Source organism: Allosphingosinicella deserti (assembly GCF_003012735.1).
GTDB lineage: Bacteria > Pseudomonadota > Alphaproteobacteria > Sphingomonadales > Sphingomonadaceae > Allosphingosinicella > Allosphingosinicella deserti.
The window spans coordinates 605,394-624,828 of the sequence record NZ_PXYI01000001.1 but is presented as its reverse complement, the minus strand read 5'-3'; the positions used below and the strand labels follow the sequence as shown (position 1 = coordinate 624,828).

The following is a 19,435-nucleotide window of genomic DNA, read 5'->3' as shown; positions in this document are numbered from 1 at the left end:
TACCACGATATTTACGCTAATCGAAAGCGCCTCTAACTGATCTGTCCTCTACAAGACAAAGAGGACATCAGCATGCGCAAACCTCGTGATTACGATGCAGAGCTGAAGGCGCTTGACGAGCGCGCACGATCACTGCGGGAGCGCAAGCAACGGCAATATGGGGAGCTCGTCACCGCAACGGGCGCGGACGTCCTCCCGCTTGACGTACTCGCCGGTGCATTGATCTGGGCGGTCGAGGCTGCGGACGCGCCGACGAAGGAGGGCTGGCGGCGGCGCGGAGCCGCCTTCTTTCGCCCTGCGCGGCGGACTTCGAGCGACGCTGCTGCAGGTGCTGCGAGCGGACCGGAGAGCGTTGGCGGAGCGTCGTCGCTGTTCGGCGGCGAGAGCGCGTGACGACACACGGGCGTGGATGATGCAGCGGCGCGAGCGGACGCGGCAGCTCATCGAGCTTGGTGGCCTGCTCGTGAAGGCCGACCTAATAGCGCTCACGGAAGATGACCGCGCAGTGATCTTCGGCTTTCTGCTCGAAGTGGCGGCCGCGCTGCGCAGCGAGCGGCGCGAGCAAGTTCTCACGTTAGCGCGGCGGCGCGGTAAGCGTGGGTTTGCCGAAACGGCCAAATCGTCCGCACGCGGCAACTAGTGACGGGCCCCGCGGTTCTGGCTATGCGCCCCGGCGCCAAAGGTACGCGTAACCAATGATCGGAGAGAACATGGCACAAGACCCGGCACTCATTGAGCTGACGGCGGATGTCGTTGCCGCCCACGTATCAAACAACAAGGTTGCGATCGGGGATGTGGCGACGCTGGTGGCGAATGTTCACGCCGCGCTTTCTACTCTCGGTGCTCCCGCGCCACCACCAGAGCCGGAGAAGATAAAGCCCGCGGTGTCCGTACGTGCGTCGATCAAGCCTGAGGCGATTACCTGTCTCGCGTGCGGCAGCAAACAGAAGATGCTGAAGCGTCACCTCTTGACCGCACACCAGCTTACGCCGGCGGAATATCGCAGCCAGTTCAGTCTGCCCGCCTCTTATCCAATGGTCGCACCGGATTATGCCCAGCAGCGCGCGGAACTCGCGAAGCGGATCGGGCTCGGATCGAGAGGACGCGGCGCGAAAGGCGCGCGCAAACCTGAGAGCGACGGGGCCCCCGAAGCCGAAACTGTGCCCGGGTCGAATGAGCCGAAAGCCGGCGCGCCTCGTCGGAAGGCTTCCTCCGACGCTGCCACGTCTGCCGATCAGCCGAAGCGGCGCGCTCGCGCGCCGAAGGCCGCCGACGCTGTAGCAGAGGCTGCTTCCGACAGGCCGAAGCGGAAACGCTCCCGGACGCAACAAGAATAGAAAGCGAGCGCCGCCCGATCCACGATCGGGCGGCGCGAGCCGACTGCGGTAGGAACGAAGGTTGAAGGGCCGGCATGTTCACATCGGCCTCTCCAACGGTGCGCGCGTCGAACGCTGGCGCGTCATCCCCCGCGTCTGTCACCCCGACGACTACGCGGACGCGTTCCGGATGCCGCCTTCAGTCTTGGCTGCGTCGGCGCGCAATGCGGCAATCCGCTCCCGACAAAGATCTGCGACAATGTCGCGCAGCTGTGAGATCGATGCTGCAAGCGCCTCGAGATCCTCAGCGGTGATGGCGTAGCTGGCCGAATAGCGTGCCTCGACGTAGGCCCGCTTCAAGCGCTCGAACCGCGCACGGTCGACCTTCGTAGCTCGCGGCCAAGCCGGGACAAGCCGCGGCTCTTTGTCCTCTGCGAGCGAACGGAGGAACTTGATGTTGTGCGATCGGGGAAAATAGAGCGTGCGCACCAAAAGAAAGCAGATGTACAGGCGCTCGGTGGCTTGGTGCAGCATGAACGCGGCGTCACGTAGCACGCCATTGTCAACGCTGGTGCGGGACAACGACATGGCGTGATCGGCTAGTGGAAGCCACTGGCTGAAATACTCGTCCGCCATCCGGCATGCGTCTGTTGCTGTCAGAGGCATCGGCATCGCCAACGAGTGACACGGCAGCTCGTAGAGCGCGATGCCGTCGCGGGCGATGTCGGTCCAGAAATACTCCCCGCGCGATAGGGCCGTGTTTACCTCGTCGAGCGAATGGACGATGATGTTGACCGGCCGTCCGATCGCAGGATCGCGGGCGATCCGATCCTCGGCGACATACCAGTAATCGGCGATGTCGGTCAGGTCCTCATGGCTGACGACGATCAGCAGATCGAAATCCGATTGGTAGCCGTTCTCCGGCTCGTCGACCCAGTCGTCCCTCGCGTAGCTGCCGAACAGGATGATCTTGTAGATCTTGCCATTGCGCTTGTGCGGCTTCGTCGCGGGCAGGATCGCCTTCTCGAACTCCTCCAGCAGGATCTCGCGCACGCGCTCGAGTTCGCGCTGCTGCCGCTCCGGAAGATGGTCGAGTTCCGATTTCATCACCTGCCTTCCTAGCCCGGACGCGTACAGGCGCCAACCTCGCCCGCACGTGGCAGGCGCGGCTTGGCGATCACGAAAACCATCGTCGAACGCGGGACCACCAACTTTGCAGCAGCGGCCTTTCATCACCTTCGACGCTGCTGCAGATGGCAAACAGCGCGCGTGCGACATGCTGCTCGACATCTGCGACGCGAAGCGCCCTCGCCTCCGCAATCTGAACATAGCTTTGGCCATCGCATCGGTGTGCGAGGAATATCTCGCGCGTGGGGGACGGGAGTTCGATGATTGCGCGCTCCAGGGGACGCAGCGACTGCCGGTTCGAACGAGAATCTGCATCAACGGCCTCAAGTCGGAGGGATCGCTCGAGAGCCTCTGTTGCGCGCTCCTCCAGGCTGCGTTTTGCTCGACGGATCATGCCGCCTCTCCCGCATCGGCCTTGGCGGCCGCAAAGGCGAGCAGGTAATCGGCCGCCTTGCTGGCCTGGCTCGCTGCACGAAAGATTGCTTTCTCGTCGCCGCGCAGAACCTCAAGCCATGCGCCGATATAGTCGGAGTGGCGCACAGTCGGCGTGATCGACAGCGACGCGCAGGTGAAGGCACTGGTCAGCTCGGCAACGAGTTCTTCCCGTGCATAAGCAGCACCGCCGAGAAACCCGCTCTGGTCCCGATCAAGCCGGCTCGCATGTCCCGTCCAGTGGCCGAGCTCGTGGAGCACGGTCCGATACCAGTTGATCTGGTGCGGGTAAAATTGCTGCGGCGGAACCTGCACGAAGTCGGGATCGGGCGCGTAGAAAGCGAGCCCTCCGCCAATCCGCACGTCGGCGCCTGTGGCCGCAACCAGTGCTTCGGCATGCGGGATTATCTCGCGTTCGCCGAGCGCCTTCGGCGCGCTGGTCAGATCCTCGGGCAGCCCCTCGCATTGGTCGACGTTGAAGACGGTGAAGCGCTTCAGGAACGCAACCGCCCTCGCCTCCCGATCTTCGTCGCGCGCTTTGTCGACCTCGTCCTTGGGCGTGAACCGGTCCGCATAGCAGACGGTGGTTCCCTTCTCGCCCTTGCGCACGTGTCCGCCGAGCGCGAGCGCCTGCCGAAAGGTCAGCCAGCGCTGCGAGGAATAGCCGCCCTCGATGACAGCCGCCCACAGGATCAGGACATTGATCCCGGAGTAGCGTCGGCCGGTCCCTCCGTTGTGCGGCATCGCCGGCCCACACCTGGAGCTGTCCCAAGGCTGCACCCAGGGAAGCCGCCCCGCTTCCAGTTCGGCAATGACGCGCTCCGTGACTTCGGCATAGAGGCTGTGGCGATCGTTACGAGGCCTGGTCCGCATGATCCTGTCTCCTTCAAAACCACCGCAACCGGCGCCGGAGTGGCGGGGGTGGGCGGCAGGAGCGGACCGGCAGACCCGCCGACCAAGGCGGGCTGCACCGGAACGGCCGCAACGAAGAGGAGGACCTCGCGCGGGACGCGCGAGGTTGCGGCTCGCCGCGGCGGGGCTACAGGGCAGCGACGCCCACCCACGCCACACCGCGTGCCGGAGGCACAGCACAACGCCGCCGCGCATCGCGCAGCGTCCACATGCCGGCTCGGAGAGTCGGCCAAGCTCACCTGAAAGCTGAGACGCTATCTCGCGGACGACTCGGGATTGAGAGACCCGCGCTGGGGTCGAGCCCGCACGCCTTTCAGGCCCAGCCACCCCACGCCGCAGTCAATGGAGAGGGCCTGTTGGGGCTGATGGGGGCAGACGGGGGCAAGCCGGGCCCGCCCCCTTGCCTGCCGCCCGCAAGTCCCGATCATGCTCGCCAAGATCCAGGACAACCCGACAGGAGCAGATCATGACCGATACGTCCGATCGCATTCTCCGCCTGAAGTCCGTTCTCGAACGGACAGGACTCAGCCGCTCAACGATGTACCGGAAGATGCAGAACGGCACGTTCCCGAAGAACATCCAGATCAGCGCCCGCTGCACCGGGTGGCGCGAGTCCGCCGTCAACGAGTGGATGCGCAACCCGATCTTCTATGATGCCGCGGATCATGCCGGTGGCAAGGCCGATCACGGCCGCTAAGCACTCAGAAGCGGACGTTCGGTTCAAGCAACTTGTACGTCCGCTTTGGGGCATCGAAGCGGACCTTCGGCAACCCGCACGCGGAATGGCGGCTACGGACCCCGAAAGCGATCGCCCAGTGCTCACCCGGCCTATGTCCGCTCGTGAGCTGAAAAGTGGGCGATCAATGGATGGCCATGATATACGACGGCTCTCGTTCCTTCGGGCAAGTCATTTCGCCCGACGATAAAGCCAGAGACGTACCTCTGGTCTCGTGTTCTTCTCAGACACCCGCCTGGCACGTTCGTCGAACGCATCGCTACAGCGCGTTTCGACCCTTTCCAGACAATCGCACGACCAATTCGGGTTGCGGCCCTAGAAGCGGTACTCCAAGGTTGCATTGAAGCGGCGCTGACGGGGATCTCCGAGCAAGCTGTAGCCCGTCTCCGTATAGAACGGCTCCTCGACCGTGGTGACGATAGGAGGGGATCTGTCAAACAGGTTCTGGACACCCAATCTGAGTTCCAGGCTTCCCCTCCCAAGAGCATTGGGGCTGAACCGATAGGCTGCGGCAAGGTCAACGTAGGCCTGGGCTTCGACATACTCAGCACCCTGCAATCGCACGATCCCTTCGGCATCCGAACCGGTGGCTGGAACAGCGGGAGTGATGCGGTAGCGGCCGTAATACTGACCGTCCAAGCCGATCCAAAAGGGTCCTCGCTCCCATTCGACGCCGGCCCGACCCCGCCACTTCAGTGCACCATCCGCAGCATCCGCGAAGTCATACCATCGCCCAATCGTATCGAAGCGACGCTTGTACGTCGGTTGCCAAGCGGCCGTCCCTGTCAGGCGCAGCGTGCCCTCTGCTACGTCGGGGATCTCGTACGCGGCTTTCAGATCCCACGCATCCAGGCGCGTTCTCCCTATGTTCAGCGCGGTCGTGTCGATGCGGGTGATCAGACCGGCCGTGTAGCCAAGCGCCGCGTCGGCAGCAGTGAGCGGCAGCCTCTGGATACGGCCAGGGAAGCGATCCTCGTTCGCCAGGAAGAACGGCACATTGGCAAGACCGGTCAGGTATCGAAGCCCGTTGGTGGAGGTCAGGACCACCTCGTTCTTTTTGTCCAGGCGAGTGAAATCGAGCGAGAGGCGCGCGCGATTGTCAGGACTGGTGTAAACCAGGCCTAGCGACAATGTGCGGGCACGCTCGGGCCGCAGGCTTGGTGACCCGCCGACAATTACGGGCACACCAAACTTAATGAAGCTCCCGCCGCGTTTGGCGTCTAAATATCCAAACAGTGTTGTTACCCGCGATGTGAGCTGGTCGACGCTCGGGGGCAATACTCCTGTGCTAACGCTCCCTCGCAGCATCCAATACGGGAGTGGATCAGAGCGGAAACCGGCAGTGTATACCGTGACTGCGTTATTCACAGTCACGAGGTTACCGTATTTGGATCCTCCTTCGATTTGGCTTGGCACCCGCGTCTCGATGCGGTCGTGACGCATCGCAAGCTGCAGTTCGAGGTTCTTGAGCGGTCCATACATTTTCCTCGGTCCGCAGATCGGGGCACGTGCCTCCGCATAGACGGAGAGCGCCTTCTGGGACACGTCCGGTGTCGGTTGCTCTTCGATGCCGTCGCGCGGGCCCAGAGTAACTACAGAAGCAGGAACACGCTCAGATCGGTGCTCTCCCAGGACGGAAAGTGTCGTTGGGCCGCGTGGCAGGTAGATAAGCGGGCCTGCAAACCTCATCGAGAATTGGGAAAGCTTGTTCGAGACTTCATGACGGTATGTGTTTGGCTCTCGGTACTGGTCGAGAGCCGACAGGAAGCTGGCATAATCCTGAAAGGGATTCGGCACGGGGCGGCCTAAGGGGTCCATCTTGCCGAAAGCGCCGTCGAAGGCCTCGGTCGACAATCTGTCACCTTCGAGGTGTACAACCTCATTGGATCCCCCGAATAGATACTCTACATTTGCCCGCCAATCCTTCGGCAAGTCGAGGATTGCTCCGGTCGTAATGCGATAGACCGACGATCGATTGGCGCCGACGTTCTTGAAGCCGGGTTGGGGGAAGGTGACTTCTACCGAGTGCTCGAACGGGTTGGCTGAGGCGGGGACGACAGTATGCTGCAATGTGGACGGCAGGACCGAACGCGCGCGGTTGCGTAGCCAGAGCCCGTCAAAGAAGACCTCTACGTTCGAGATCCTTCGCCGGGCATTCAGGAGCAGAGAGGTTCGGCTGCTTGCCGGCAGCAATGATCGCTCCGTTCCGTTTGCATCGGGAGAGAGCGAGAGATCAATGGTGTCATCATTTGCGATCATCGTCGCGTAATCTGCCGCTGGCCCGACGGGGAAGTGCGTGATCGAACCTGCGAGGCGCGACGCAGCTTCAGCGTCGAGGCGTAAAGGCAACGAGCTAAATACGTTGACCGAGCTGCTTATGGGAAGCTGTCTCACGAACGTTTCGGAATCGTTTTGCAGTTTCAGCCTGCGGGCTCGAACGGTGTAATCCCGATCGCCGAAGGTCAGGCTTTGTGTCACTGCGTGGCCGAAGACGACCATAATGTCGGTCTCCCCGCCATCCGGGGTAAAGCCAAAACTGCCATCTACCCGCTTGAAAAGCGCGTCGCCGCTACCGGCGATCCCTGACGTGACGGACAATGTGCCGCCTCGGTAGTCGCGATCGATGACGAAGTTGACGACGCCGGCGATCGCACCGGGGCCATAGATGCCGCCCGCAGCCGAGGTCAGAGTTTCAATGCGCGAGAGTGCCGCAAGTGGCAGAGCGTTGATGTCGGGTTGATTGAAGCCATTGTCGATACTGGGAAGGGACGGAAGCCTGCGTCCGTCGACCAAAATCAACGTCTGCCGTGCACCAAGACCCCGGAGGTTCAGTTCCGAGCGAGCGCTGCCCAGATTGTCGAGGCTGAGCTGGGATGGCGTTGCCATCTGCCCGTTGGCGGGTAGCCGACTGCGTAGGTAACCCTCCGCCGTTTCGGCATGGGCGTTCTCCACCTCCCGCCGGCTTGCGACCTGATAAGGCAGGATGTCGCCTTCCGTTCGCCGAATATCAGCATTCTGCGTCCGCTGTCCGATCACGAGGATCTCGGGTATCGATCCCTCGTCGTCCCGTTCGCCCGCATCGGCAGCCGGAGCCGGGACGATGACGATCGCACCATAGCCGCTGCGTCTATAGGACAATCGCGATCCGGTCAGGAGCCGCTGCAAAGCCTCGTCGATCGTGAGGCGCCCACGGACAGCCGGCGCCCGACGTGCTCGGACCAGCTTCGATGAGAATAAGAGGTCCACGCGCGCCTGTCCTGCCAGCTGGGACAGCGATCGTGCCAGACTCTGAGCTGGCAGGTTGACCATGAAATCGGCAGCATGAGCCGTCGCCGGACAAGCCGACGCGGCGAGGAAAGTCAGCGAGAACCCCAGTGTCGACCGAAACATGCCCGTATGACGCGTTGGCTAGCTAGAACCCTGCAGGAAAGGAAGTGGGTTTGAAATGCTCCTCGGCCCTTTCCCCACCTCCTGGACGAGGGCTTCAGCGGCGATGGTAGCTTCCGCAATTTTTCTGAGGTGACCTGACCGCGGCGATGTCGCTGAGCTACGCCGAGCCGCGGTTTCAAATCCGCTCCTCCGGCAATGTCGTGTGACGGGAATGTCTCGAATCCACCTCCCCGGCTGTTCCCGGCGCGATCGCCGGGGACCCGGCGAAGGTCCGCTTCCGCGCGGCAGCCTGACCTTAGCCTTGGGCATGTGCCAGATCGGGCGCTACGACGCGCTCCGGCCCATTGGTCGGAATGACTTTCCTAGGTCACTCACTTTGCATCGTCGTCCGGCCTCGGCGACGCCCGGCAGCACGCTGGCGGCGCCCAAGCGGCGCGGCGGCGCGAGCACTCGTACTGGACTTCGAATACGCTCATCCTTCGTCGGAAGGTTTCCTCTTCAAAGCGTCTGCTTACTCGAGACCTCCAGATATCAGGGACAACAGAACGTTCGCCGCAATCCCCTGGGTTGTGCGCCCGCGCTGAACTTCGAGCGCCATGACCTCCGCAGCGCCCATTAGTGCGATGCAGAGCAGGTGAAGGGCGTTGTCTTCCCTGCTGGAAAAGGGACGCAGCGCCCCGGCCATGATCTCGGCATAGCGACCAACCATCAATTGCTGATGGGCCATCATCTCCTCGCTGCCCTTGAGCGCGGCGGAGATTGCCGGCCCCTCGGGCCCTAGTTCGGCAAGGCAGTTGAAGTAAGCTTCGCTTATCACCCGGGCGGTACCGGCCAGATTGTCGGGTGCCGTTTCGAGTGCGGCTCGAAGCGCACCGACGTAACGCTCTTCCAAACGTTGGAAGAGTGCGACCAGCAGTCCGGCACGCGTGTCAAAGTGATCGTACACGACCGTGCGGCTAACGTCCGCCTTGGCCGCCAGTCGGCCGAGAGTGAGTTCATCCGCGCCCTCTTCGCGGACGATCGCCATGCCGAGCTCCAGGAGCTGCTCGCGTCGTGTGTCTCTGGAAAGCCTCAACTTCGATCCTGCCTCTTGCAATGTACGATTTGTACATACACTATGTACATACGTAGCAAGAAGGAGATAACGATGAGCGACGTGAGTGTCATCGGCCTTGGTCGGATGGGAAGCGCGCTCGCGCACGCCCTTCTGGCAAGCGGCCGGGATGTGGCCGTGTGGAACCGGAGCCCTGAAAAGGTTGAAGCGTTCGTTGCTGCGGGCGCCGCGGGAATGCTCAATCCGGCAGCAGCCGTCGCCGCCGGTCGGCTGGTGGTCATCTGTCTCTCCGACTATGCGGCGAGCTTCGCCGTACTGCGCGAGGTCGCCGCGGCCAACGAGCTAGCCGGCCGCCTCATAGTGCAGCTGACGTCCGGGACGTCGGCCGAAGCCCGTGAGATGAGCGCCTGGGCCGCGTCGCACGAAGCCGCATATCTCGACGGAGCAATTTCGGCGTGGCCCAGTCAAATCGGAGGTCCTGAGGCGGCCATAATCGTATCGGGCGAGCAGGCGCTATACGACGAGGCGGCGCCGGTGCTGACATCGCTTGCCGGAGGGCTGACCTTTGTCGGCGCAGACGTTGGTCATGCCAAGGCGCTCTTCAGCGCAGCCCTCGCATACTTCGCCGGACACTGGATCGGCTTCGCCCAGGGCGCGGCGATCTGTCAAGCGGAAGGGCTCGACACGGCCGACTTCGGGCAGATGATGGCAAGGCTTTCCCCAATGTTCGCCGCCGACATGCAGCACATGGGGAGGGTCATCGCCGAAGACGGCTTCAGCGCCGCCGAAAGTACCATTGCATCGGTCGAAAGGGACATCCGCCGCCTGATCGGCGTGTCATCCGACCTCGGAGTCGAAACTGCCTTTCCGCGACTTGCGGCCGACATCTTCCAACGCGCCCGGGATGAGGGGTTTGGCGGATATGAACATTCCGGAGTGATCAAGGTGCTGCGCAATGCCGGACGAGCTGTACCGCGTGTAATCGACGACGCCGTGATCGCCTGAGCCTAGAGCCGGAGCCGATGACCGACGCGCCGACCTCTTGGCATAGGTGCTCGACGAGAAGGACGGGCAGGTTTCCCGCTGCCGCCTCCAACACGAGGAAACAAAGATGCAGGACGGAATGCGTCTGACCCGTACGGCCAGGACCAACGGGCGGCCACCGGTCGTAATCCGACCGGCTATCCTCCCCAATGACATTGCGGAGATCCGCGCGCTCGACACGTCCTTCACGACGGAGTCGATCCATGACGTCTGGGCGAACGACGATGGGTTTTCGCTCAGATCCAGACCGCTGGATGCCCCGCTCCTGAAGCGCTTTTCGCTCGATGATCTGGAAGCGACAGACCGACCCTGGGACCGAGGCTGGGTCTCCTTCGACGGCGCAAGCGGCAACATCAACGGCTTTGTCGCCACCCAGTTCAAAGCCTGGAACGCCCGGCTGGCTGTCTGGCACCTGTATGTGGCCCCAGATGCTCGGCGGACGGGTATTGGACGTGCGTTGATCACGTCCGTTTCAACTTATGCACGGGCAGTGGGCGCGAGACGTCTGTGGGTTGAGACGACGTCTGTGAACGTCCCGGGGATCGCTGCCTACCGTGCCCTCGGCTTCTCTCTCACAGGCCTGGATTTGACGCTTTATGAAGGCACATCAGCGGAAGGCGAGATCGCTCTTTTTCTAAGCCGTCCAGTCTGATCGTCTGAGTGGTGACGGCGATCGTAGCGCAACTGGATGATCGACTGGTTGCATTTCCACCTTCCCTGTCGTCCGCGCCGCACTGCCAGACCTCGCCGGCGAATGTCCGCCCCCGCGCAGCAGCCTGACGCCGTTCCCGTGTGGGTCAGATCGAGACCGTTGGTCGGCTTGCGACCGAGGCTGTGTGAAAACGCGGCTTCGCGTCAGCGCCGTAGAAGATTTTGCCCGAGCGATCCCGCGGAATGCGCCGGTTGGCCACTTCGGCGGAGGCAACTTGCTCTCGCAAGCGGCATTGGTGGATCATCGAAGCCCGATGAGAAACGCGAGTAGAAGATTATGCTACCGCCATGACTCAGGAAGGAGTTTTCACACAGCCTGCACCCTTCCCTGTCGTTCCCGGCAACGATCGGTACCGCCGCGCCCTACGTCCGCTTTCGTCAGGCAGGGTGGCGATCGCGCCGTCAGCCCCTGCCCTGAATGCTCGCCACGTGACACGAGAGTACACCCACTTCCTGCACCGCACAGGAACCACAAAGGTCGCTTAACCACGCCACTCGGCTGTTCCCGCCGCAATTGATTGCGCTGGCGCCGAATGTCGGTTCGGCGACGCAGCCCGACGGCCCGCGCGAGCGTCCGCCGGATACTTCGGTCACTCGGCAGACGAAGGCTCCCTCTGCGACTCTGACCGAGGCCCTTTCAACCCGGTGATCTACTGTGGCAGGTGTGGCAGCCGATCGATTTGCCAACGGTGTTCTGCCTCAGCATCATAGCCTGCGGCTTCTATCGCCTTTCGAGCGTAACTCGCCGCGTGCGGTGCGTGAGCCGCGACGTGTGCCGTCGCCGCTGCATGGGCAGCCGCCCTGGCCGCTGCCACAGCTGCTGGACTTGCCGACTGCCGTGCGGCGGCATGGCTGGCAAACGCCAGCTTCCTTGCCTCTACCACGGTCAAATCGTCGCCCTGCCACCGCCTGGCGGCTTCTATCGCGTGGCGGGGGCGAGCATCGGCCGGCCTTTCCGCCTCGAAAAGGGCAAGGACGCGCTCCGCGCAGTCGGCAGCCCATCCAGCAAGTTCATGATGCCGGTTCAAGCGCACCCTCCGAACAGCCAGAATCGCTTCGACACTCGGAGGTAGCGCACCGTCACCTAACGACCAACCCACGCTGAGGGCAATGACCGCTTTCCGCCCTCCCCTGTCGTTCCCGGCGCGATCGCCAGGCGACCCGGCGAAGGTCCGCTTCCGCGCGGTACCCTGCCGTTCGACGGCGGCGCTCGCCATGTGGGGAGCTAGGACGTGCTCCGACCCATATCGGACATTGCTCAAGGCTTGCGCGCGTCGGCACGCGACCACTTTCTTTTACGGATAGACAGCATCTCGGTTGCCGGTAAGCCGTGCTCATGTACATTCCCACCGTTCAAACTCACCGGCTTGTTCTTCGTGCGCCTAGCGCAAAAGACTTCCCGGACTACCGCGACTTTTATGCAGATCCCGAAGCGTCCAGATTCTACGGCGGCCCCCTGACGGCCGCCCAAGCGGGGCGGAAACTCGCATACGACCTTGGACACTGGCCATTGCGCAGATTCGGCATGTGGTCGGTTGTCGAGAAGGCCAGCGGCGCAATGGTAGGCGGGTGCGGCATTGTCTGGCCGGAAGGCTGGCCGAGGCACGAGCTCACTTGGTGGATAGTGCCGAGCGCTCGGCGTAACGGCTACGCGGAGGAGGCGTCGCGCGCTGCTATTCTCTGGGCGCACGAGACGCTCGGCTGGAGCGAGGTCGAAACACACATGGATGATGAGAACGAGGCAGCGCGGCGGCTGGCTGAGAAGCTGAGCGGCTCGGTGGTGGCGCGACAAGCCTTTCCTGACGGGATTGAGCGCAATGTGTATGCGATCAGGCCGTTAGATTAGGATGCAATGTCCGCTTTTCACACCCTGCCCGGCTGTTTCCGGCGTGATCGCACCCCTCATTACCTGAACGTCCGCTCTTGTTAGAAGCAGACGTTTTTCAACACTATCCACCCTCTTCGGCTGTTCGCGCGGCGATCGTTCAGGCCGATCGCGAAGGTCCGCTTTCGCGCCGCGGCGCGACAGATCGGAATGGCGGCCCATGGCCTTGGCGACCATCACCGCCCTGACGAGGTGATTGGAGGCGATAGCGCCCGTGTCGGCCCTGAGCTTATCTTTCCCCGCCCGTGCACGGGAACGCCTGATGGCGTCAGCGGAAAGCACCGGGATTTGGCGGAAGGTTCCCAATCCAAAAAAATACGCTGATATGACACAACAAGCCGAACAGAGCGTACGCGGCAGCCTTGAGCAGGTGGGACCGTTTCCCGGTGCGGAGGGGCTTCCAAGCGAAGCCGATGCCAAGTGTCAGAGAGAGTGGCGTGGCGAGGGTCGCTACGACGCCGGTCGCCATCTCGGCGCCAGCGATTGGAGAAGCCGGAAAGGCCCACAGCATAGCAAGGACGGCTACAAGCAACGAGTGCATAAGCGCCACTGCGCAGACGATGATCAGCAAACCCGCCAGGATCCGAACCCAAGGTATCACCACCCACCAACTCCAAGCAACGTCTCTACGGCGGCGTAAGTTAGCCACCCATGCGGCGGAGCCACAGAGCCAATCGAGGCAGGACCACGGCTAGTCTGAACCCGGCCCGCGATCGCCCAGAGCCGGTTCGTCCGTGGCCCGCAGAGCCGCGGCAGACTGCCTGGACGGTGCAACTCCGATGTTTTCGCATGCCCTCCGTGCGTGCTGATGTCGAGCGACCGATGTCCGACTCCCACCCGATACAGCTGTTGCAGCGGCCGACGCCCGGCAGCGGCGCGAATGTCGGCTCTCTGGCGGCAGCCCGACATCCGCCGTCATGAACAGCAGCTGCCGAGCACGTTCAGCGTTTCATCGCTCTCTTGGTCTTAAAGAAAGCCTGCCCCGTACGGCCGGCGCGGCGTTGGCGATGTTTGTCATGCACCGGCCCAGCTGGGCCCCTCCTGTTGCGTGTCGAGGGCGGGGTCGCTGTCCGATTGGATGGCGGCCCCGAACCTCTGACCGTCTGGTCCCGGGTAGAATCGCCGGGGCGCTGAAGGTCGTGTTTTGGCGCTGAGCTGCCGGCCAGCCTGCTTGATTGAATGACCGCCTCTGCGGCGATGTTGCGGCGCATGGGATGTCTGGAATCCACCCTCTTCGGCTGTTCCCACAACGATCGCCGCCGTAGCCGGCGAACGTCTGCTCACGCGCCGAGCCTCGACGTCAGGCTAGCGCGCCCGCCAGATCGGAACAGTCAACTGGCTCCGACCCGTTGCGGATATCGCGCCTCCACGACATGCTGGTCGGCCACGACGCGGATGAGGGGGAGACCCGTGGATCTTAGCATACGGAGCTTGCACGGCGCGTGCCTGTGCGAAGCTGTCGAGTATGTCGTGCAGGACGCATTCGAGTATGCGTTGAACTGCCACTGCTCGCAATGCCGGCGGGCCACCGGATCGGCGTTCAAGCCACTGGCCGGAATTGCTCGGGGGGAACTGAGCTTCGTCCGCGGCGAAGCTGCTACGATGACCTACGGGGACGCGGACGCTCACGACGTGCACTGTCGCACCTGTGGTTCGCTGCTCTTCTCAGTCGTTCGAGAGGGGGCTTACGCTCACGTTCCACTCGGCGGGCTCAAGGACGAGCCGACCCTCAAACCATCGATGCACATTTTCGTCGGCTCAAAAGCGGCGTGGTACGAGATCACGGATGATCTGCCCCAGCACGATGCCTTTCCGCCGGACTGATGTCTGCATCCTACCCCTTCTCGGCCGTTTCCGACGCGGTCGTGAGGCAGCGCCACGGATGTCGGCTCTCTTGCGGCAGCCTGACATTCGTCGCGGGCGCGCGCGTCAGCGAGCCCTGATGTGCTGCCACGCTATTCAGCTGTTCCAAGAGCCTTGGCGGAAGCAGACTTTCGTACGCTGCCGCTGTATTCTTGCTGCATGTTCCGCCAGATGCCCGCCCGTCTTCCCCCGATCGAACTCTCAGAGGCGGACACGCCGGCAGTCGCGAGGCTGTTTGACCGCTCCGCTGACTATTTTCTCTTGCAAGGCGGCACGGCGCCGACACTGACCGACGCTCACGAACTTCTCACAGACGTACCCTCTGATAAGGATGCTCACGATCAAACCGTTTTGGCGTGGAAAGGCGATGACGGCCGCTTCGCGGTCGCAGCGATTCTCCGCGATCACCCCCAGGTTGGCACATGGTACCTCGGTTTCATAATCGTGGAGGCATCTCAGCGAGGTCGGGGCTTGGGCCGATCAATATATTCGGCGATTGAGAATTGGGCGACGGAGAAGGGAGCCCGTGAAATCCGGTTGGCCGTTCTAGAGGCGAACCAAAGCGGCGAACGCTTTTGGCGATCCTGCGGCTTTAGCGAGCTTCGGCGTCTCGGACCGGCTACGTTTAAGACGAGGAGCCATCGTCGGATTGAGCTTAGCCGCCGCATCGACGAAGGCTAGCTTGTGAGCGCTATCCCTTAGCTATCTGACCGCAAACCACAAGCTCATGCCGCCAGGGCTACGCCCGATTCCCCCCATTTCAGCCGCTCGCGCTCTGTTCGACCGCGCCGCTGGCGAAGGTCGGCATTTGCGGCGCAGCCCGACGTCGGCACCGTCACGCAGTCAAACCGGGACGTTGGGCGGGTCCGACCCGAATCCGACATCACTCGCGGGGCGGGATCGGCAACAAGTGTGCACTGGTAGGCGTTCAGCGGCCTATCTACCAGTCCGAAGGCGTCATTCACTTCTTGTGAATTGCCTCGTCCTGCTTGCTGATACAGATGTCTGGCATGGGGGCGAACGAGGCCACAGGCGTACGGGTCCGGATGGGTTGCGGCTGGATCATGCTCGCGGTCCTCACGATCTCAACCATCGGCGACGAAATCTCGCTCATCACGTTGATTTTTCGCGCCGCCGATAGCGAGACGCGCTTCGCAGTGCCAATGCTGTTAGTCGCGCAGTTGCTCCCCGGCCTTGTTGCCGCACCGTTCGTAGGCCGGCTCATTGATACCCGCGACGCCGGCAGGATCCTCGTAGTCACCGCGCTGGTGCAGGCAGGCCTCCTCGTATGGATAGCCACCAATTCGGAGCTTGCGCCTACCCTGCTGGGAGCCAGCTTGCTCAGCGTCTGTTTTGCAATCAGCGGGGCGGCGACCTTTGCGCTCATACCAGTGCTGGCTGCAGCACTAGGAATCCCGCTCAATCGCGCCAATTCGGCGCTCGAGCTTGTACGGGGCGCCGGGATGCTGGCAGGCCCGGTTGCCGGCGGAGTCCTGATTACCTCCATCGGGGCTGGTAACGCACTGCTCATCGACGCGGCCAGTTTCCTCCTGCTGGCTTTGGTCCTACTAGCAGGCGGTCTGCGCCGACCGGTAGAAATGGCCGTCGACGAACCGCGGACTCTCCTCGCCGAGTACTGGCCGATCCTTCGTAATCGGCCAATCTCGGTGATGACCGCCTCGCTCGCTCTGGAGGTGTTCGCCTCTGCTATCGCAGACGTAGCCTTCGTGTTCCTCATCACTGTGACGCTGGCGCAAGGCTCCCTGGCATTCGGTCTGGTGACGGGTAGCTGGGCCGGTGGAATGATCCTTGGCGCGGCCGCTGCAGGTGCGCGTCCGATCTCTCGGCCTGCCCCGATCGCCTTCGTTGCGGCGACGGCTACCGGCACAACCATGCTCGCCATCGGAGCTGCCGGGCTGCTTGACGTCGCCAGCGTCCTGGTAGTCGGCGTGGTGTTCGTGCTCGGCGGGATCGCCAACAGCGTTCACAACGTGGCCGTGCGAACCATGCTGCAGCAGGAAGCGCCGCCGGGCCAACACGGCAAAGTCGCGGCTATCTACAGCGCGGTTACGAGCGGCGCAGTCATTCTCGGCTACGTCACCGGCGGGCTTTTCACGCCCAACAATGCGGTCGGTGCTTACCTCGTTGCGGGTTTGATCGGCATCTCCGCGGGTCTCGTTGGATGGCGGCTCTTCCGTGTGTTTGGCCGCTAACCCGATACACTCTCCCTGACGCCGCTGGCGCGATCGCCAGTCCCGGCCTGCACTATCGGTTCTAACCTCGGGCGTGCGGTTGCCGCGATGTGGTCAGACAGGCGGGGATGGCCGACCACCCTAGGCACCACCGGCTCCCGTCTCGAAATCCTGTTCGATCTGCTGCAGCATAAAGCTCCAGGCATTTGCGGTCGGCCCGATATAGTCGGCCCAGCGCTCGTCCATCCTGTGCACGATCGTGGCACGGCAGCCGTTCTCGATAGGCTCAATCGTGAGGGTGACGGTGGAGTTGTTCTCCTCTTCCTCCTCTTCGCTGGTGAACCAGCTGAAGACGAGGCGATGGGGGCGGTCGATCTCCAGATAATAGCCCCAATGCACGGCCTCGCCATCCTCGCGCATGTCGGAAAAGGTAAACTTGCCGCCGACCCGGGCGTCGATTTCGACCTTTCGAATATCGAAGGCCGGCATCCCGGGGACCGGCTGCGCGGCCCAGGAGCGCACCTTCGCCGGATCGAGCCATGCATCGAAAACGCGTTCGGCAGACGCCTTGAATTCGTGCACTGTCTTAGCTTCAACTGTCGCCGGCATGTCTGATCTCCCTCGTAAGCGCAGGCCCCTGGGCCGCATCCTCGGCCGTCAAAAGATCATCGATCGCCTGCAGGCGGCTCGTCCAGAAGGCTTGCTGTGACTCGATCCACTGCTGCGCTTTGGTTAGCGGCTCGGGTGTGAAGCGGATGAAATGCTCGCGACCGGAAACTCTCCGTTCGACCAGCCTGGCCCGCTCCAGCAGGCGGATGTGTTTGCTTACCGAATTCAGCGAGATCGGGAAGGCCGCAGCCAAGTCCGTGACGCGGGCATCGGACTTCGCCAAGCGGCGCAAGATGCTTCGCCGAACGGGATCGGCGAGCGCCATCAGCGTTCGGTCTAGATCAGCAACACCTTCCGTGTATCGCATCATTCACCCTTTTGGGTGAATTACCGATAGGCGCGGCAGGCGTCAACTCGAAGACGCTTGGGAACGCGAATTAGAGGTGGCGCTCGGGTCAGCTTGACGGCGCTCGGGTTGTCGGTGCCTTAGTGTTTCGGCAGGGTCGCAACCGAAGCAAGGGGCTCCAAGCGGACGAAGGCCGTGCTGCTCGTGACCCGGGCCCGCTGAAAATGCTTGCTGCGCATGGCGCGTGTGAATCAAAACATGCAAGGTCGCTTCCACTTCGACCATGGGCATGCCATCGGACTGCGTGCTTTCGGAAACCAAGCCCCCCAGGATATTGGCTCTGTCCGCAACCGCCGCGGCTTGGCCCCTCGCGCTCAAGCTCGGCGTGGCAACGCTTCTCGTTGCCTCCATGCTGCTGATCAGGCTGGCCCTAGATCCGTACGTCGCCGCCTACCGTGCGCTTTTCTTCTTGCCCGCGGTCGTGGTCGCGAGCGCTATTCTGGGCCGCCCTACCGGGCTCTATACAGCGCTCCTCAGCACCTTCGCCGTCCTCTATTTTCTGACCGAGCCAGCCTTCTCCTTCGCCATACAGGATGAACGTGCTGGTCTCGGACTGGCCCTCTTCCTAAGCATCTGCGTCTCTCTCTCCGTGTTCACGAACTCTCTTCACTCTGCCCTTCAGCTGAGTTGGACACGAGCCACTCGGGCGGAACTTCGCCTGGCAGAACTCCAGCACCGGATGCGCAACAATCTCCAGATCGCGTCTGCCCTGCTGATTCGACAGGGCCGCGACGCAAGCGAGGAGACGCGGACAGCGCTAAGAGCCGCCGCCGACCGCATCGGCAGCCTTGCCTCGATCGAGGATCGCACGAGCCAAGCCTTATTGGTCGGTGATGTGGACACCCGAGCCTTGATAGAGGGCCTTTGCGCAGACATCCGTGAGAGCTTGGTTGGCATCCGCCCGATCGCAATGGAGGTCAAGGTCGTCGCCGACCGGCTGCCCGCGGCCGACGTTCCTCCGCTCGGATTGATCATCAACGAGCTGGTGACGAACGCAATGAAATACGCCTTCCCGGACGACCGTGTTGGGACAGTCTGGGTCAATTTCATCCGGATTGATGACGACTTCGAGCTCACTGTCGCGGACAATGGAATCGGCATCCATGGCCGCGGCAATTCGGAATCCGGCGGCCTGGGATCGGTCCTTATCCGGGCCATGGCCGGCCAACTCGGCGGTAACGTGGAGCAAGGCACGGCCAAGGTCGGAACGAGCTGGATCGTGCGTCTACCCGCAAGAAAGCGGAACTAGCGCCCGTCAGCAGCCTCTTTCGCTTCACGCGGCTCGGGCGCCAAAGCCGGCGCCGATGGGCTGCATCTGCTCATCAATTCAACGCCTGACTGAGCAGCTTCGCGAATGTCCCGGCGGTATAGGGCTTTGGGACGAAGACGGCATCAGGCGGCAAGTTCGGGTCTCCAACAGTGATATGGCCCGAGGTGATGAACACCTTCAGATGTGGCCAGCACGTCGAAATCTGTCGCGCGAGTTCCAGCCCGTCCATCGTTCCCGGCATGCGAACATCGGTGATCACTGCGCTTACTTCGGGTCGATCGCGCAGCATCGCCATCGCGACGTCGGCATTCTCTGCCTCGACAACACAAAAATGATCGGCGGTTAGCTGGTCAGCTAGCATCATGCGGATCAAAGCCTCGTCCTCGACAACCAGAACGCATGGACTTGCCATGGTAGTAAGCCCTTCGACCTAGGCAGGAAGCTGCACCGACACGAGGTCCTAGTACGGTATCGCTGCCCTGCCAAT

At 62.7% G+C, this 19,435-nt stretch carries 20 protein-coding genes; 11 read left to right on the top strand and 9 right to left on the bottom strand.

Going from position 1 to position 19,435, the window contains the following annotated elements; all coding sequences use genetic code 11:
• The first annotated feature begins 72 nt into the window (after positions 1-72).
• From C7I55_RS02930 to C7I55_RS29415, 3 genes are all read left to right on the top strand, one after another.
• Positions 73-393 carry a conjugal transfer protein TraD gene (locus tag C7I55_RS02930; protein WP_106511356.1) on the top strand — a complete coding sequence of 107 codons (321 nt, stop codon included), beginning with the start codon at positions 73-75 and terminating at the stop codon, positions 391-393.
• A gap of 19 nt (positions 394-412) precedes the next feature.
• Positions 413-640 carry a conjugal transfer protein TraD gene (locus C7I55_RS02925; protein ID WP_106511662.1) on the top strand — a complete coding sequence of 76 codons (228 nt, stop codon included), beginning with the start codon at positions 413-415 and terminating at the stop codon, positions 638-640.
• Between the two features lie 70 nt (positions 641-710).
• On the top strand, positions 711-1,337 hold the full coding sequence (locus C7I55_RS29415) for a MucR family transcriptional regulator (RefSeq protein ID WP_106511355.1): 627 nt from the start codon (positions 711-713) through the stop codon (positions 1,335-1,337).
• A gap of 150 nt (positions 1,338-1,487) precedes the next feature.
• Here the strand turns inward: C7I55_RS29415 and C7I55_RS02915 are convergent, their stop codons facing one another.
• Genes C7I55_RS02915 through C7I55_RS02905 form a run of 3 tightly spaced genes read right to left on the bottom strand, consistent with a single transcriptional unit; the run spans position 1,488 to position 3,749 of the window.
• Positions 1,488-2,606, bottom strand: a complete 1,119-nt coding sequence (locus C7I55_RS02915; RefSeq protein WP_332888402.1) for a HEPN domain-containing protein — start codon at positions 2,604-2,606, stop codon at positions 1,488-1,490.
• Positions 2,494-2,838, bottom strand: coding sequence for a sigma factor-like helix-turn-helix DNA-binding protein (locus C7I55_RS29410; protein ID WP_106511353.1), 345 nt, complete (start codon positions 2,836-2,838; stop codon positions 2,494-2,496). Before C7I55_RS29410 ends, C7I55_RS02915 begins: the two co-directional genes overlap by 113 nt.
• Positions 2,835-3,749, bottom strand: a complete 915-nt coding sequence (locus C7I55_RS02905; RefSeq protein WP_106511352.1) for an ArdC family protein — start codon at positions 3,747-3,749, stop codon at positions 2,835-2,837. Before C7I55_RS02905 ends, C7I55_RS29410 begins: the two co-directional genes overlap by 4 nt.
• Positions 3,750-4,254: 505 nt before the next feature.
• Between C7I55_RS02905 and C7I55_RS02900 the strand changes: the two genes are divergently transcribed.
• On the top strand, positions 4,255-4,485 hold the full coding sequence (locus C7I55_RS02900; RefSeq protein ID WP_106511351.1) for a helix-turn-helix transcriptional regulator: 231 nt from the start codon (positions 4,255-4,257) through the stop codon (positions 4,483-4,485).
• A gap of 354 nt (positions 4,486-4,839) precedes the next feature.
• Here C7I55_RS02900 and C7I55_RS02895 read toward each other — a convergent pair whose 3' ends face one another.
• Positions 4,840-7,914: a TonB-dependent receptor gene (locus C7I55_RS02895; RefSeq protein ID WP_106511350.1), complete on the bottom strand. Its 3,075-nt coding sequence runs from the start codon at positions 7,912-7,914 to the stop codon at positions 4,840-4,842.
• Between the two features lie 511 nt (positions 7,915-8,425).
• Complete coding sequence (locus C7I55_RS02890) at positions 8,426-9,115, bottom strand: TetR/AcrR family transcriptional regulator (RefSeq protein WP_332888401.1); 690 nt, start codon at positions 9,113-9,115, stop codon at positions 8,426-8,428.
• On the opposite strand from C7I55_RS02890, the gene C7I55_RS02885 reads away from it, so the two are divergent.
• Complete coding sequence (locus tag C7I55_RS02885; RefSeq protein WP_332888406.1) at positions 9,032-9,973, top strand: NAD(P)-dependent oxidoreductase; 942 nt, start codon at positions 9,032-9,034, stop codon at positions 9,971-9,973. The genes C7I55_RS02890 and C7I55_RS02885 overlap by 84 nt on opposite strands.
• Positions 9,974-10,079: 106 nt before the next feature.
• A complete protein-coding gene (locus tag C7I55_RS02880; RefSeq protein ID WP_158266257.1) occupies positions 10,080-10,664 on the top strand; it encodes a GNAT family N-acetyltransferase in 585 nt (194 codons plus the stop codon).
• Between the two features lie 709 nt (positions 10,665-11,373).
• On the opposite strand, the gene C7I55_RS29405 is transcribed toward C7I55_RS02880, so the two are convergent.
• Positions 11,374-11,940, bottom strand: coding sequence for a putative immunity protein (locus C7I55_RS29405; protein ID WP_408640575.1), 567 nt, complete (start codon positions 11,938-11,940; stop codon positions 11,374-11,376).
• Between the two features lie 119 nt (positions 11,941-12,059).
• Between C7I55_RS29405 and C7I55_RS02870 the strand changes: the two genes are divergently transcribed.
• From C7I55_RS02870 to C7I55_RS02850, 4 genes are all read left to right on the top strand, one after another.
• Positions 12,060-12,569: a GNAT family N-acetyltransferase gene (locus C7I55_RS02870; protein WP_106511346.1), complete on the top strand. Its 510-nt coding sequence runs from the start codon at positions 12,060-12,062 to the stop codon at positions 12,567-12,569.
• A gap of 1,218 nt (positions 12,570-13,787) precedes the next feature.
• Positions 13,788-14,432: a GFA family protein gene (locus tag C7I55_RS29550; RefSeq protein WP_456297917.1), complete on the top strand. Its 645-nt coding sequence runs from the start codon at positions 13,788-13,790 to the stop codon at positions 14,430-14,432.
• Positions 14,433-14,630: 198 nt separating this feature from the next.
• A complete protein-coding gene (locus tag C7I55_RS02855) occupies positions 14,631-15,152 on the top strand; it encodes a GNAT family N-acetyltransferase (protein WP_332888400.1) in 522 nt (173 codons plus the stop codon).
• A 329-nt stretch (positions 15,153-15,481) separates the two neighbouring features.
• Positions 15,482-16,684, top strand: a complete 1,203-nt coding sequence (locus tag C7I55_RS02850) for an MFS transporter (protein ID WP_106511343.1) — start codon at positions 15,482-15,484, stop codon at positions 16,682-16,684.
• A 120-nt stretch (positions 16,685-16,804) separates the two neighbouring features.
• Here C7I55_RS02850 and C7I55_RS02845 read toward each other — a convergent pair whose 3' ends face one another.
• Together C7I55_RS02845 and C7I55_RS02840 are read right to left on the bottom strand one after the other, a co-directional pair.
• Positions 16,805-17,272, bottom strand: a complete 468-nt coding sequence (locus C7I55_RS02845; RefSeq protein ID WP_106511342.1) for an SRPBCC family protein — start codon at positions 17,270-17,272, stop codon at positions 16,805-16,807.
• Complete coding sequence (locus C7I55_RS02840; RefSeq protein ID WP_199192687.1) at positions 17,256-17,597, bottom strand: ArsR/SmtB family transcription factor; 342 nt, start codon at positions 17,595-17,597, stop codon at positions 17,256-17,258. Before C7I55_RS02840 ends, C7I55_RS02845 begins: the two co-directional genes overlap by 17 nt.
• 406 nt (positions 17,598-18,003) lie before the next feature.
• Between C7I55_RS02840 and C7I55_RS02835 the strand changes: the two genes are divergently transcribed.
• Positions 18,004-18,927: a histidine kinase dimerization/phosphoacceptor domain -containing protein gene (locus C7I55_RS02835; RefSeq protein ID WP_158266256.1), complete on the top strand. Its 924-nt coding sequence runs from the start codon at positions 18,004-18,006 to the stop codon at positions 18,925-18,927.
• Between the two features lie 73 nt (positions 18,928-19,000).
• On the opposite strand, the gene C7I55_RS02830 is transcribed toward C7I55_RS02835, so the two are convergent.
• Positions 19,001-19,360, bottom strand: coding sequence for a response regulator (locus tag C7I55_RS02830; protein ID WP_106511339.1), 360 nt, complete (start codon positions 19,358-19,360; stop codon positions 19,001-19,003).
• Positions 19,361-19,435: the final 75 nt, after the last annotated feature.